This window comes from Methylotuvimicrobium alcaliphilum 20Z, assembly GCF_000968535.2.
GTDB lineage: Bacteria > Pseudomonadota > Gammaproteobacteria > Methylococcales > Methylomonadaceae > Methylotuvimicrobium > Methylotuvimicrobium alcaliphilum.
This window is the reverse complement of sequence record NC_016112.1, coordinates 394,810-407,467: the sequence shown is the minus strand read 5'-3', so window position 1 is coordinate 407,467 and position 12,658 is coordinate 394,810. Positions and strand designations below refer to the sequence as shown.

11 protein-coding genes are annotated in these 12,658 nt (G+C 48.9%); 4 read left to right on the top strand and 7 right to left on the bottom strand.

Going from position 1 to position 12,658, the window contains the following annotated elements; translation table 11 throughout:
- Window positions 1-5: 5 nt before the first annotated feature.
- The 3 genes from MEALZ_RS01865 to MEALZ_RS01855 all read right to left on the bottom strand — a co-directional run bounded on the left by MEALZ_RS01865 (window position 6) and on the right by MEALZ_RS01855 (window position 2,663).
- Window positions 6-470 carry an SRPBCC family protein gene (locus MEALZ_RS01865; RefSeq protein ID WP_014146887.1) on the bottom strand — a complete coding sequence of 155 codons (465 nt, stop codon included), beginning with the start codon at window positions 468-470 and terminating at the stop codon, window positions 6-8.
- Window positions 467-988: a lipocalin family protein gene (locus tag MEALZ_RS01860; RefSeq protein WP_014146886.1), complete on the bottom strand. Its 522-nt coding sequence runs from the start codon at window positions 986-988 to the stop codon at window positions 467-469. The genes MEALZ_RS01865 and MEALZ_RS01860 overlap by 4 nt, the downstream gene beginning before the upstream one ends.
- Window positions 989-1,301: 313 nt before the next feature.
- Window positions 1,302-2,663, bottom strand: coding sequence for a cryptochrome/photolyase family protein (locus MEALZ_RS01855; protein ID WP_014146885.1), 1,362 nt, complete (start codon window positions 2,661-2,663; stop codon window positions 1,302-1,304).
- 117 nt (window positions 2,664-2,780) lie between these two features.
- Here MEALZ_RS01855 and MEALZ_RS01850 point away from each other — a divergent pair, with 117 nt between their 5' ends.
- Both MEALZ_RS01850 and MEALZ_RS01845 read left to right on the top strand, forming a co-directional pair.
- Entirely contained in the window at window positions 2,781-3,956 is a 1,176-nt protein-coding gene (locus MEALZ_RS01850) for an NAD(P)/FAD-dependent oxidoreductase (protein ID WP_014146884.1), read from the top strand.
- A gap of 143 nt (window positions 3,957-4,099) precedes the next feature.
- Window positions 4,100-4,720 (top strand): protein-methionine-sulfoxide reductase heme-binding subunit MsrQ, encoded by a 621-nt coding sequence (locus MEALZ_RS01845; protein ID WP_014146883.1) that lies wholly within the window; start codon window positions 4,100-4,102, stop codon window positions 4,718-4,720.
- Here the strand turns inward: MEALZ_RS01845 and MEALZ_RS01840 are convergent.
- The 3 genes from MEALZ_RS01840 to gmk form a co-directional block, all read right to left on the bottom strand.
- Window positions 4,710-6,311, bottom strand: a complete 1,602-nt coding sequence (locus MEALZ_RS01840) for an NAD(P)/FAD-dependent oxidoreductase (RefSeq protein WP_014146882.1) — start codon at window positions 6,309-6,311, stop codon at window positions 4,710-4,712. The two genes, MEALZ_RS01845 and MEALZ_RS01840, sit on opposite strands and share 11 nt — an antisense overlap.
- Window positions 6,312-6,357: 46 nt before the next feature.
- Window positions 6,358-7,428 (bottom strand): phosphotransferase enzyme family protein, encoded by a 1,071-nt coding sequence (locus MEALZ_RS01835; RefSeq protein ID WP_014146881.1) that lies wholly within the window; start codon window positions 7,426-7,428, stop codon window positions 6,358-6,360.
- A gap of 510 nt (window positions 7,429-7,938) precedes the next feature.
- Complete coding sequence (gene gmk / locus MEALZ_RS01825) at window positions 7,939-8,559, bottom strand: guanylate kinase (protein WP_014146880.1); 621 nt, start codon at window positions 8,557-8,559, stop codon at window positions 7,939-7,941.
- Window positions 8,560-9,394: 835 nt separating this feature from the next.
- Here gmk and MEALZ_RS01815 point away from each other — a divergent pair.
- The gene (locus MEALZ_RS01815; RefSeq protein ID WP_014146879.1) at window positions 9,395-10,759 is read left to right on the top strand and encodes a DEAD/DEAH box helicase; all 1,365 of its coding nucleotides are present in this window, start codon (window positions 9,395-9,397) and stop codon (window positions 10,757-10,759) included.
- 264 nt (window positions 10,760-11,023) lie between these two features.
- Window positions 11,024-11,500: a hypothetical protein gene (locus tag MEALZ_RS01810; protein ID WP_014146878.1), complete on the top strand. Its 477-nt coding sequence runs from the start codon at window positions 11,024-11,026 to the stop codon at window positions 11,498-11,500.
- Window positions 11,501-11,953: 453 nt separating this feature from the next.
- Here the strand turns inward: MEALZ_RS01810 and smrA are convergent, their stop codons facing one another.
- Window positions 11,954-12,559: a DNA endonuclease SmrA gene (gene smrA / locus MEALZ_RS20875; protein WP_162531678.1), complete on the bottom strand. Its 606-nt coding sequence runs from the start codon at window positions 12,557-12,559 to the stop codon at window positions 11,954-11,956.
- Window positions 12,560-12,658 lie beyond the last annotated feature (99 nt).

Here is a 12,658-nt window from a genome sequence, read left to right as displayed (position 1 = left end):
CCCGTTTAATCATCACTCCCCCATTTTGCCTCGATATAGTCCCGCCGGACCGCAAAAATCCGGTCGAGTCTGTCGGCAATCAATAATTGATTGAGTATAACGCCTAGCCAACCCAAAGGCATCGCATAAAACATGACATCTTCTAAAACAACGCCTTGGTCTTGTTCTGTCAGACGCACTTCATGGCTCCAAAATTTGAAAGGCCCGATTCGCTGTTGATAAATAAAATAATTAGGTTCATCGCAATGGCTAATTTCCGAAAGCCATGTCATCGGAAAGCCGAATACCGCCTTCATGCGATAAGCGATCAATAAACCGGCATAAATTCGATCCGGAACGTCGGACGTAATCCTCACGTTGAAAAATTCCGGCGTAATGTCATTCAGATGATGGGGCGACGAAAAAAAATCCCACGCTTCCGACAAAGAAAGCCTCAATGATTGGCGTCGATAAAGGCGATATAGCTTCACGGTGTTTGTGTTTGTTCGGTATAAATCAACTGATCGACCGCAAAATCTAACTCCTTCGCTTCAGCAACCAATCGCTCGACAATCTCTGGGGCTAGCGTCGGCGTCCGCGATAAAATCCATAAATAATCGCGATCGGGACCCGCGATCATCGCATAATTATAGTTTTCCTTATCCAACGCAATGATGTTGTAACCGCCGTAAAACGGCCCGAAAAAAGAAACTTTCAAGCGGCCGATATCGGGCCTGCCAACGAAATAAGCCTTCCCTTCGGCGCTATCCCATTCCTGGTATTCGGTATTGTAACCCTTGTTGACTACCTTAAGGCCGCCATCGTCTCTCAAACTGTATTCTGCGGAAATATGGGTCAAACCTCTTTCGAAACGGTGATCGAGTCGAGCTATCTCATACCATTTACCTAGATAGCGCTCGACTTCGAAATTGCCGACCGGCGTAATACCTTCCGGCAAATCAACGCACCCCGTTAAAAATAACAATCCGATTAATATGATACGTTTCATGGTTTTCCTGTGTTCGAACATTGAAATTTGAATAGTGTAGATACCGTTTTGCCGTCCATTTCGCAAGCATTCCGGAGCCACCAAGCTTAAAAAAGATTGCGATGCGTCTACTATGGTTTCGACTCCACAAAGTTTACCCTTTCACCTAAATTCGGCAGTTCAACCATGAAGCACATGAGGTTGATGAGGTATTTCAAGAGATTACCTAAACATTGCAGCTAACCTTTCGGGTGAGCGAAAATTTTACACAACCTAATGACAAGTTATTGAATTAAGCTCTTATTCTTCATGGCGAGATGTTTTTCTAGGTTTCTTAGTTTGTGCACATGCGAAACATTTCCTTGGCTTTTTCGCTTTCGAGCCGGTGATCGACGATCGGTTTCGGATAATCGCAGGCCGCAAACTTTTTATCCCAAGTGTGAATAATACTCGGCGCGAACGGGCGTAATTCGGGTATCCACCGGTAAATATACTCACAATCCCCATCGAACTTCTGTTGTTGCAGCCAAGGATTGAAAATTCTGAAATAAGGCTGGGCGTCGCAACCGGTCGACGCGGCCCACTGCCAGTTACCGTTATTCACACAGGGATCGTAATCGACCAAGTGCTGCGCGAAATAACGTTCGCCCCAGCGCCAACTAATATGTAAATCCTTGACTAAAAAAGACGCGGTAATCATCCGCACCCGGTTATGCATATAACCGGTTCGATTCAATTCGCGCATCCCGGCATCGACGATCGGAAAACCGGTTCTTCCCTCGGCCCAGGCATAAAACTGTGCCTGATCATTTCGCCACGGCAATGCGTCATATTTGCGCACGAATGCATGCCCGAATACCTCGGGAAAATGGTAGGCGATATGCGTAAAAAAATCGCGCCAGTAAAATTGACGCAGCAAGGGATGGCCGTCACCCAGCACGCATTGTACGACATAGAAAGCTTCGCGTATCGAAACGGTACCGAATTTCAAATGCGCCGATAACAGGCTGGTCGAGGCCAAAGCCGGGTAATCCCGCCGGTTTTGATACTCTTTAAGGTTTTCCAGGGCATCGAAAATTGCCAACGCCTGTCGACGCCCGCCCCGCAAGTTCGGACCGGCATTCGTTTTGAGTGGTTCGTAGTCGTACAACGGGCATTCCGGCGGCACGCAAAAACGGCCTTCCGCCAAAGTTTGCGGCAAGCCGACAGGAATCCTTCGCGCATTATTGTAGAAAGCGGTAAACACTTTATAAACCGAGCCATCGCTTTTGAGGGCCTGTTCCGGCTCGTTCAATAGCACATCCGCGCATGAATGCCATGCGATGTCGAGCTCGATACAAACTTGCTGCAAGCGATAATCGCGATGCCGACTGAACGGCGTGTAGTCACGGTTGACAAATACGGCCTCGATACCGCAAGCAAGCACCCAATCTTTTACTATTTTCTCGGGTTCGCCTCGCACAATAGTCAAACATGCGCCGCGCTCTCTAAACTGCTCCCGTAAATCGTCCAGGCTTTGTAGCATGAATTGCAGCGCCGGCCTACTTTGGTAAGGATGCTCATCAATCTGATACGGATCGAAGATAAAACAAGCCTGCACTTGTTCCGACAAGCGCAATGCTTCATTGAGAGCCGTGTTGTCATCGATACGCATGTCGCGGCGAACGATATAAAGTGATTTTTTATAGCAGGTCATCAGTTGGCAATATCATTTTCTACTTATCAGTCTATCCTTAAATTTTTCGAATGCCAGTCTCGGACGATAATATATACTTCGAACTCAGTAACCCGAACCTCTTAAGCCAGCGAAACCATGAATACGACATCCACGCACGACACCATTGATAGCTCCGAAACCCAAGGCGGCCAACCGTTACATGTCGTCATCGTCGGCGGTGGCTATGCAGGATTGTCGGCCTTGATAACGCTGAGAAAAGCGTCCCCCGATGCACGCATCACGTTGATCGACCCGAAACCTTGGCACTTGATCATCACGAGACTACACGAAACCATACATAGACCTCTGGAAAGCATTCGCATTTCCTATAAGACATTGGCCGAACGTTTTCAATTCGACCATAGGCAATACGCCGTCGATATCGATGAAGGCCGGGTGCAAGACTGGCAAGCTGAACGGACAATTGATCTCGGCGATAACCAACTGTCTTTCGATTTTTTATTGATCGCAACCGGAGCCTCATCCGATACCGAGTTGAACCTGCCCAATTTTTATAATTTGACCGCATTGACACTGAATTCAGGGGCCGAAATTCTTGAACGCTTTGTTAGCAATGGCGGACCGGAAAAAACGATCAACCTTATTGGAGGCGGCCCGACCGGCATCCAGTTCGCTTTTGAAATAGACCATGTCTTAAAAGCGATGCATGCCGATTTTCGGCTGAATGTGTACGATGCACATGCAAAATTGCTGGACCGATTTCCGCATGCATTCGGCGATTATGTCGAACAACGTATGATTGAAAAGCGTATCGCGTTCATGCCGGAGTGGCGATTTGAAAGTAGCGCCGAACAAATGGCGTGTCTGGTGCATGAACAGGGCGAACGTCGTGATATTTCGGATTCGCAGCTAACCTTGCGGCTCACCGGAAAAAAACCGCAAACGCTATGGCATGCTAACAGTTCTGGACAACTTCGCTTAGGCAAGCAAACATTGACGCGGATTTTTACCGCCGGCGATTGTTCGCATTACGACATGATGGGGTCGAACTCGATGACGGCTCAATCGGCTTTACGCAAAGGCCGCGCCGCCGCTAAAAACATTCTGCTGGAAGCCGGATTGACCCGTTTTTGTTTGCCTTATATGCACCGCGATATCGGCTATGTCTTAAGTCTTGGCCCTTCGGATGCGGTCGGCTGGGTCGGTAACCCCGGCAACATCGTCAAAGGCGTGCCGGCTTACTTGATCAAGGAAACGACCGAGATGCAATACGACCTATTGCTTTCCGGCGTGGATAGCTATATCGGTTAAATGAGCGGGATAGCTGTTGTCTTATCTCGATAAAGTGGTAAGTTAATTTTTAAGCCACGGTTAAGATTGGCTTAAAAATAAAACAAAAACCAACCGGTGATTGCCCCCATGAATAATCACGGATATCCGAAATCGGCGGTCGGATGAACAAGTTATCGACCTTCGAAATAAAATGCGTCATTTTTATAATCGCTCTGCTTCCTTTTCTGCTGATGCTATGGAATGCCTTGACCGACTCGCTCGGGCCTAACCCGGTCGAAGCGCTGGCGAAAGAAAGCGGCATCTGGTCGTTAAGGTTTCTGCTGATTACGCTGGCGTTTACGCCGGCTAAGATGATTTTCAAACGACCCGGCCTGCAAAAATACAGGCGCGTCGTCGCTTTGTTCACTTTTTTCTATTGCTCGGTGCATTTTCTCATCTTTATCGGTTTCGAACATTCGTTCAGCTTTGCTCTCATTATTGAAGACCTCTACAACAGCCCCATTGTAATGGTGGGTTTATTGGCTTATCTACTGCTCGTCCCGTTGGCTGTTACATCAACCAATAACATGATGAGAAAGCTCGGGAAAAACTGGAAAAAACTGCACAGCGCTGTCTATGTAATCGGCTTACTCGCTATTTTGCATTTCGCCTTGACCGTAAAAGCCGACCTTACCCGACCTTTGTTTTACGGTTTCATTCTATTAGCATTGTTTGTCATCCGAGGCATCGTCAGGAACAACAAAAAAACTACCGCCAGCAAAACAGAAGCCGTTAAGGATTAACCATTGCCAAAGCGACCGCTTCCGCCACCTTGATACCGTCGACAGCCGCGGAAAGAATGCCGCCGGCATAGCCGGCACCTTCTCCGGCAGGAAACAAGCCTTTGGTATTTAGGCTTTGGAAGTCGACATCACGCTTGATACGGATCGGCGAAGACGTTCTTGTTTCGACACCGGTCAATACCGCATCATGCATTGCAAAACCTTTGATTTGTTTGTCGAATGCCGGCAATGCTTCTCTGATCGCCTCGATCGCAAAATCCGGCAACGCCAAGGCTAAATCGCATAAATGCAACCCCGGCGTATAGGACGGCAATACCGAACCTAAACGGGTGGAAGGCCGACCCACCAAAAAATCGCCGACTAATTGCCCCGGTGCATCGTAATTACCGCCGCCTAATTCAAAAGCTTTTCGCTCCCATCGTCGTTGAAACTCAATCCCGGCCAAAGGCCCCCCGGGAAAATCGGCCGGATCAACATCGACGACGATCGCGCTATTGGCATTACGTTCGTTGCGCGAATATTGGCTCATGCCGTTGGTCACGACATGACCGGGTTCCGAAGTCGCCGCGACCACCGTGCCGCCCGGGCACATACAAAAACTATACACTGCGCGACCGTTACGGCAATGATGCACTAACTTGTAATCGGCCGCACCCAAGAGCGGATGTCCAGCCTGCGGCCCGAACCGGCATTGATCGATCATCGATTGAGGATGTTCGATACGAAAACCGATCGAAAACGGCTTGGCTTCAATATAGACACCCCGTCGATACAGCATGCTAAAAGTATCCCGCGCACTGTGACCGACCGCCAACACGACATGCTCGGTATCGATACGCTCACCTCCGGCAAGCACTACGCCCTTGACCTGTCCATTATCAATTTCAATATCCTCGACCCGGCTTTGAAAGCGAATTTGACCGCCCAAGGATTCGATCTCGGTGCGCATCGATTCAACCATTGAAACCAACCGAAACGTACCGATATGCGGTTTATTGACATAGAGTATTTCAGACGGCGCACCGGCCTTGACGAACTCGGTCAAAACTTTACGACCGCGATAACCCGGATCCTTGATTTGGCTATAGAGCTTACCGTCCGAAAATGTACCGGCACCGCCTTCACCGAACTGCACATTCGACTCCGGGTTAAAATCTCGCTTACGCCACAACCCGAAAGTATCGACAGTCCGTTCACGCACCGCTTTGCCTCTCTCCAAAATAATCGGACGAAATCCCATTTGCGCCAAAACCAAACCGGCAAACAAGCCGCAAGGCCCGGTACCGATGACAACCGGCTGTTTGATAAGACTTTCGGGCGCCTTCGCAACAAAGCGATAAGCCATATCCGGCGTCGGACGAACCTGCGGATCCTTGGCTAAACGTTGCATAATTTCCGCTTCTTTCGTGGTTTCGACATCCACCGAATAAATCAGCATGATCGCGCCGCGCTTGCGGGCATCATAACTGCGTTTGAATATCGTAAATTTCAGTAGCTCGGAAGGTTCAATGACTAATTTTTCGAGAATCGCGGTTTTCAGTTGGTCCGGTTGATGATCGAGCGGCAGTTTGAGTTCGGTCAGTCGCAGCATGCTACTTCGGTAAGATGATTTAAAGCCGCGAATTATTTCATAAATATCATTTTCGCACTTGAAATTTCAAAGCGGTCGGAGCTAGTTTTTCTATGATTTGTTCGATAGATGTCTTCCGCCGTTCAATGCTCTCGCAAAATCTGAATTGAGCTACAGCCCGCCATAGATTTTGTTTCGGCTCGGAAACTTTAAAATAAACATCGCCAGACAAATAGTCGGTAAAAAACCGCAAACCCAATTCGAATGGAATCAGCCGTATCGCCGGATAAAGATAGCGATAGTCGTGTTCGGTAAAAAACGCATGCGTTTCGGCCAAGTAATGCGTTAACACCGCTTCGCAAATCGCCGTATCGAATTCGTCGGAGCTTTCGATATGACATAACGAGCGGATGCAATCGCCGATGTCGTAATGAACCAGGCCGGGCTTGACGGTATCCAAATCGATTAGACTGACAACCCGATGCGTATTGCGGTCGAACAAAAAATTATTCAACTTAGGGTCGCCATGAATCACGCGCACGGCCAATATTCCCCTTTGTTTTGCATCTTCCAACACTTCCGGCAACGCTTGTAGTCGATCGATAAAATCAGCGCAATACCGAACCTCTGATGAATCTTGAATTGCCGCCTTCTGACGAACTTGTCGATATTGCCGTAAATAATCCGGCGCGATATGAAAACCGGGCAAGGTATCGTGCAAACGTTCGACACTCAATCCACCGGCTAAACGATGAAAATAGCCTAACGCAAATCCTGCTTGCTCGGCTTGCTTGATATCGTCGACCGTTTCGAAACTAATTGTATTTTCGAGATATTGCAGCGCTCGCCAGATCTCGCCTCGTTCATCTTGATAATAAGATTCTCCGGAAATTGTTTTGACGATGGCAGGAATACGCAGCTTAAGGTCGGATTCAGCTTCTTGCGTTATATAGTCATTCAGTTCGCTCAAGTTGGCCATGATCAACTTAGGCTCGGCAAAAACCCGGCGATTGATCCGTTGCAAAACAAAACGCCCGGATACCGTATCGATTAAAAAAGTATCGTTGATTAGACCGTTACCCAAATCGCTAATTTGGGTGATAACCGATTGCGTAAACCGAGACGCTATCTCATGCATGAGTCTTTACTCTGTAAGGATTTGGTTGTAAATAACTTCCCTATTTTATGGAGGGTTCGGTTGCTCGATTGGCAGGTGTCGGCGGCAGGGCAGATTTTTGCTCCTGCAAAATCTGCATTCATGCCATCCTTGGCAATCAGTCGCCGCCGTCAAGCCTACAAGGACGTATTCACAGCGTCCTGTCAAGCGAGTTACCGAACCCTCAACAAAGCGCATAGTTCCAGGGCGTTTTTTATCTCGAAATCCTAAAAAATAAATATTCGACGCTCTGAAAGAGCAAAACAAAGGAAACGAACCCGATTCGGCCGGAGCAAGAGTGATAAAAAAGCACAACAAACAACCGATTAACGGCAAAATGATTATCGTGCGCGAATATTTTCACCGCTGCTGGCAAAACGATCCTCGGATCAGAAAAAACCATTCCGATATTACATTTGCAGACCGAAGAAAAGGCGATAGGCGCCGCAAAACACTGGAAGTCGCAGAAATGCCATTTGAACCGTTTATTTTTTACTCCCGGCTCAATAGCTCCTGTAACAGACTCTGCAATGCTTCCCTTTGTTTATCGATATGAAAACGATGCGAAACGACGATACTTATTAACGAATTCAGTGCGCGTTCGAATACATCATTGACAATCAAATAATCGTATTCGCCGTAATGGCTCATTTCCGTCACCGCATCGCGCATGCGCCGAGCAATTGTTTCCTCGCTATCCTGTCCTCGATTACGCAAGCGCTGCTCCAGTACGCTAACCGAAGGAGGTAAAATAAAAATAGCAATACAATCCGGCAGTATTTTTTTAATTTGTTGCGCCCCTTGCCAATCGATTTCGAGTATCACATCGATCCCTTGATTAAGACTTTCCTCAACGGTCCGCCGAGCGGTTCCATAATAGTTATCGAACACCTGAGCATGTTCAAGAAATGCCTGCTCGGAAAGCATTGTCTTAAACTCGTCGACCGAAACAAAAAAATAATCCTGCCCGTCGACTTCTCCGGGACGTTGTTGCCTCGTCGTATGGGAAATCGAAACAGTCAGTTTGTCGAGCTCCTCCGTTAACTGTTTAACCAAACTGGTTTTACCAGCCCCTGAAGGTGCGGAAATGATATAGAGATTGCCGGTTGTCATGACTCAAAGGGTATAAAATAAAATGGATGCATTCAGCTGAGCATTATATGTTGTTCACCCTTTCTAGGGAAACTTAGGAAAAAACTCCAGCAATTCCCAATTTGGGGATCAAAAAAGGTGTGGGGTGTGCTTGGCGAGGATGTCGGCAGCAGGGCAGATTTTTGCTCCTCGGCAATTGCTCCTGCATTGCCCTACTACACGCCATCCTTGGCGTTTGAGCTGCCGCCAAGCCCCCATGGATGGGTTTACGGCGTTCCTCGACAGGCATACCCCACACTCTAAGATCGGCGAAAATGCTCAAACTGGGAATTGCTGCAAAAACTCATGGCAACTCCCTCCGACGTTTAAATTAGATACCTTTCGCACTTCAAATTTCGACAGTGCCGGAGGAGGCCTCGGGGTGCTCGGTAAAGACTTTGCCAGCATGGAGCTGGCATAGAGCCTACATGGACGTATTTACCCAGCACCTAAATTCCATAGCCCATTGGCCATGGTTAATTGTCTTGGATAATTTAGGTGCTGGGTTTACGGCGTCCTTTGACGGGCACCCCGAGGCCGAATTTTCATCTACGATGAGTAGAGTTTCTGATAAACCGGACACTCAATAATTTCAACCGACACCATACAAAAAGCGCCCAAGCAAAAGATAACCTTAAAAAAAACGGCCTAATAACAGCAGGTCTGTTACAATGCCACCAATTCCGGCGCACTTCAGTCTGCGCCGCACCTCGCGGTCACCTCCCCGGTACACTTCGATTTTCTTCACTTTATGCGAATCCCGCCTAGACTGACCCAGGGCATTCCCGGGTAGGCCATTCCAGGAGCATTTTCCAATATGTTATTTTCCGAACTCGGCCTAGCAGCCGAATTAGTCCGTGCTGTCTCAGAACAAGGCTACAGCACGCCAACACCTGTTCAACGTCAAGCGATACCCGCAATTCTCAACGGTCGTGACGTTCTGGCCGGTGCACAAACCGGTACCGGCAAAACCGCGGGGTTCACATTACCTTTGCTGCACCTGCTGCACACCCAAAAACCCAAAAGTAATCGACGTGCGGTAAGAGCACTGATCCTAACGCCTACGCGCGAACTCGCCGCTCAAGTCGGCGAAAGCGTCGATACTTACGGAAAATATTTACCGTTAAAATCAGCGGTAGTCTTCGGCGGTCTCAGTATCAACCCGCAAATCGCGCAATTGCGTCGTGGCGTGGATATTCTAATCGCAACGCCGGGCCGTCTGCTCGATCATATCGCACAGAAAACCGTTGATTTATCGCAATTGGAAATACTGGTGCTCGACGAAGCCGACCGCATGCTCGACATGGGCTTTATTCGCGACATCCGTAAAATTCTTGCGTTGCTACCGCCAAACGGTCACGATGGCCGACAAAATCTACTCTTTTCAGCAACGTTCTCCGATGAAATCCGTCAACTAGCTAACGGCTTGTTGCATAAGCCGGAGCAAATCGAAGTCGCGCGTCGTAATACGACCGTCGAAATCGTAGCTCAGACGGTTCATCCGGTCGACCGCAACCGTAAACAAGAACTTTTGTCGCATTTAATCGGCAGCCAAGACTGGCGTCAGGTGTTGGTTTTCACACGAACCAAACACGGTGCCAACAAACTCGCTGAAAAACTAGAACGCGACGGGATCGGCTCGGCCGCGATTCACGGCAATAAGAGTCAAGCCGCACGCACAAAAGCATTGGCCGATTTCAAAAGCGGCGCGGTTCGCGCCTTGGTTGCAACAGACATCGCAGCGCGCGGATTGGATATCGACCAATTACCGCATGTCGTCAATTACGAACTTCCCAATATACCGGAAGATTATGTTCATCGCATCGGCCGCACCGGTCGAGCGGGCAATGCCGGAGAAGCCATATCGCTAGTCTGCGTCGACGAACACGATTTCCTGCGAGACATCGAACGATTGATCAAACGCGACATTAACAAAATCGAAATCGAAGGCTTCCAACCTGACCCGACCATCAAACCCGAACCGGTCTTCAAACAACGCCAGCAACGCTCGCCTCGCGCCGGGAATGATGCCCGAAATAACGGTCAACGCAACAACGGCAAGCCGAATGAGCGCCAAGCAGCGAAGCCCGCTCGTAGCAAACCGCGGCGCGGTAACGGAGCAAATTCCGGCTCTGGCCGCCCGCAACAAGGACGCTCAGGACAAAGGCGCCTTAGCGCTTAGTGCTTAACGCCATTCGTTAAAAATTGGGGGATGCCGCTTCTTATTGCGAACGCTTAGACCGTCGCGATCATAGAGGCGCTCCCACAATTTGCCGAAGCTCGGCGCAGACAATTCAGATCCCAACACGCCGTCATTTTTGGCGGGCAAATCCGATTCCGTTTATCTACAAAGTTGCAGAGCATTAACGTTAACTGCTAAAAAGGACCTCAAAAGACTCTTTACTGTTTAAGAGCCTCTGAAAAACGAGCCCGGAAGGAACAAACAATGGCTGCAAAAAACACTCCCGATAACGAAAAAATTCCACTCTACAAACCTAACCAACTCCCCCGCCGAAAAAAACGCTCTGCAAAAAAAGCAAAGGCGCAACGGGTACTCAATAAATATACCTTGATCGCAAGCGGCATAGGCTTTATTCCCGGCCCCCTAGCCGGCCAAATTGCAGTCGGCGGCTTACTGGCAAAACTAATGAACGACCTCTGCAAAATTTACGGCCTGTCATTTTCCGATCATCAAATCAAAATAACCGTCACGGCGATACTCGGCGGAGCTCATTACGACTGGATTAGCCATTATCTAATCAAATACGTCAAAGGTTACACCCCCATTTCCGTATCGACCGGCTCGCTGTTACTACGCCCTGCCGTTTCCGGCCTGCTCGTCTATTACATCGGCAAGCTCTTTCTACTGCATCTGGAATCCGGCGCCTGGGTTAGAGTCAAGGAAAAAGGTTTCAATCCATAAAAAGCATTGACCATCGCTGAAAATCTTGGAAACGGAGCGTTAGCGAAGTGAAGATTTTTAGTCCCCGATAGCCGTAGCGCCGGGTGTTTTGCCGGAGTCTGCGCGAATAGCGCAGGCGGAGGCAAAACACAAGGCATCGCGACACGGTGTAAAGCCATTTGTGGGAGTGCTACGGATCCGCATCGAGTATACGATGATGCGGCGTATTGGCACGGACGCAGGGCGAATCGGGGCCGCCGAAGGCAATAATCGCCAAGTCATTTTTCGCTGCTGAAATCGGACGGACCCCATTTCAGCTTTCGCGAAAAATTTTGGCGCGTTTGGAAAAATAAGACTTTAATTCAATAGCTTGTCATTCGTTTGTGTAGAATTTTCACTCACCCGAAAAATTAGCTGGCATATTTAGGTAATCTCATAAAATACTTCATGTGCTTCACGGTTGAACTTACGAAACTACCCGCCTAAACGCGCGGCGTGGCGTTCGCGGTTTTCGCTTCGGCGCTGTTCGCTCTTGCGCAACAGTAAATAGACGGCCGCGACGCCGCCATGTTGTTTCAGTGCGGTATGGCTGGCTTGTACTTGTTCCATTTCGGGCAACCATTGCGCCAAATAACTTTTCAATGTGGCGTCGGTGTTTCGTCCTCGCCCGAAAACGAGCAAAACGCTACGGATGTTGCAGTCTTGGCATTCGTGCACGAATTGCAGTAATTCGTCCCGGGCTTCGGAGGGCGTTTTGCGGAACAGATTCAAGGTCGCTTCCAGCGGATATTTGCCGAGTCTAAGATTTTTATAGACGCCGTCTTGTATGCCATCGCGCTTGTAGGTAATCCACGCATCGGCAGGCAGTGGTTTTCTGAGTACCAGCGATAGGGGGCCGTTGATGTCTTCTTTCGAATATTGCGCTTGTTGCCTGCGGTATTGCTGACCGGGCGTTGCCGACTGGACGGTTTTCACAATGGTTTTGACGGGTGCTTTCAGCGGAACCACATCGGCCATTTCCTGAAAAAAGAGATCGATTTCTTGCTCGGACATCGCAACCTCCTGAACGGTTATACTCATCGTAGATGAAAATTCGGCCTCGGGGTGCCCGTTAAAGGACGCCGTAAATACGTCCATGTAGGCTCTATGCCAGCTCCATGCTGGCAAAGCCTTTATCGA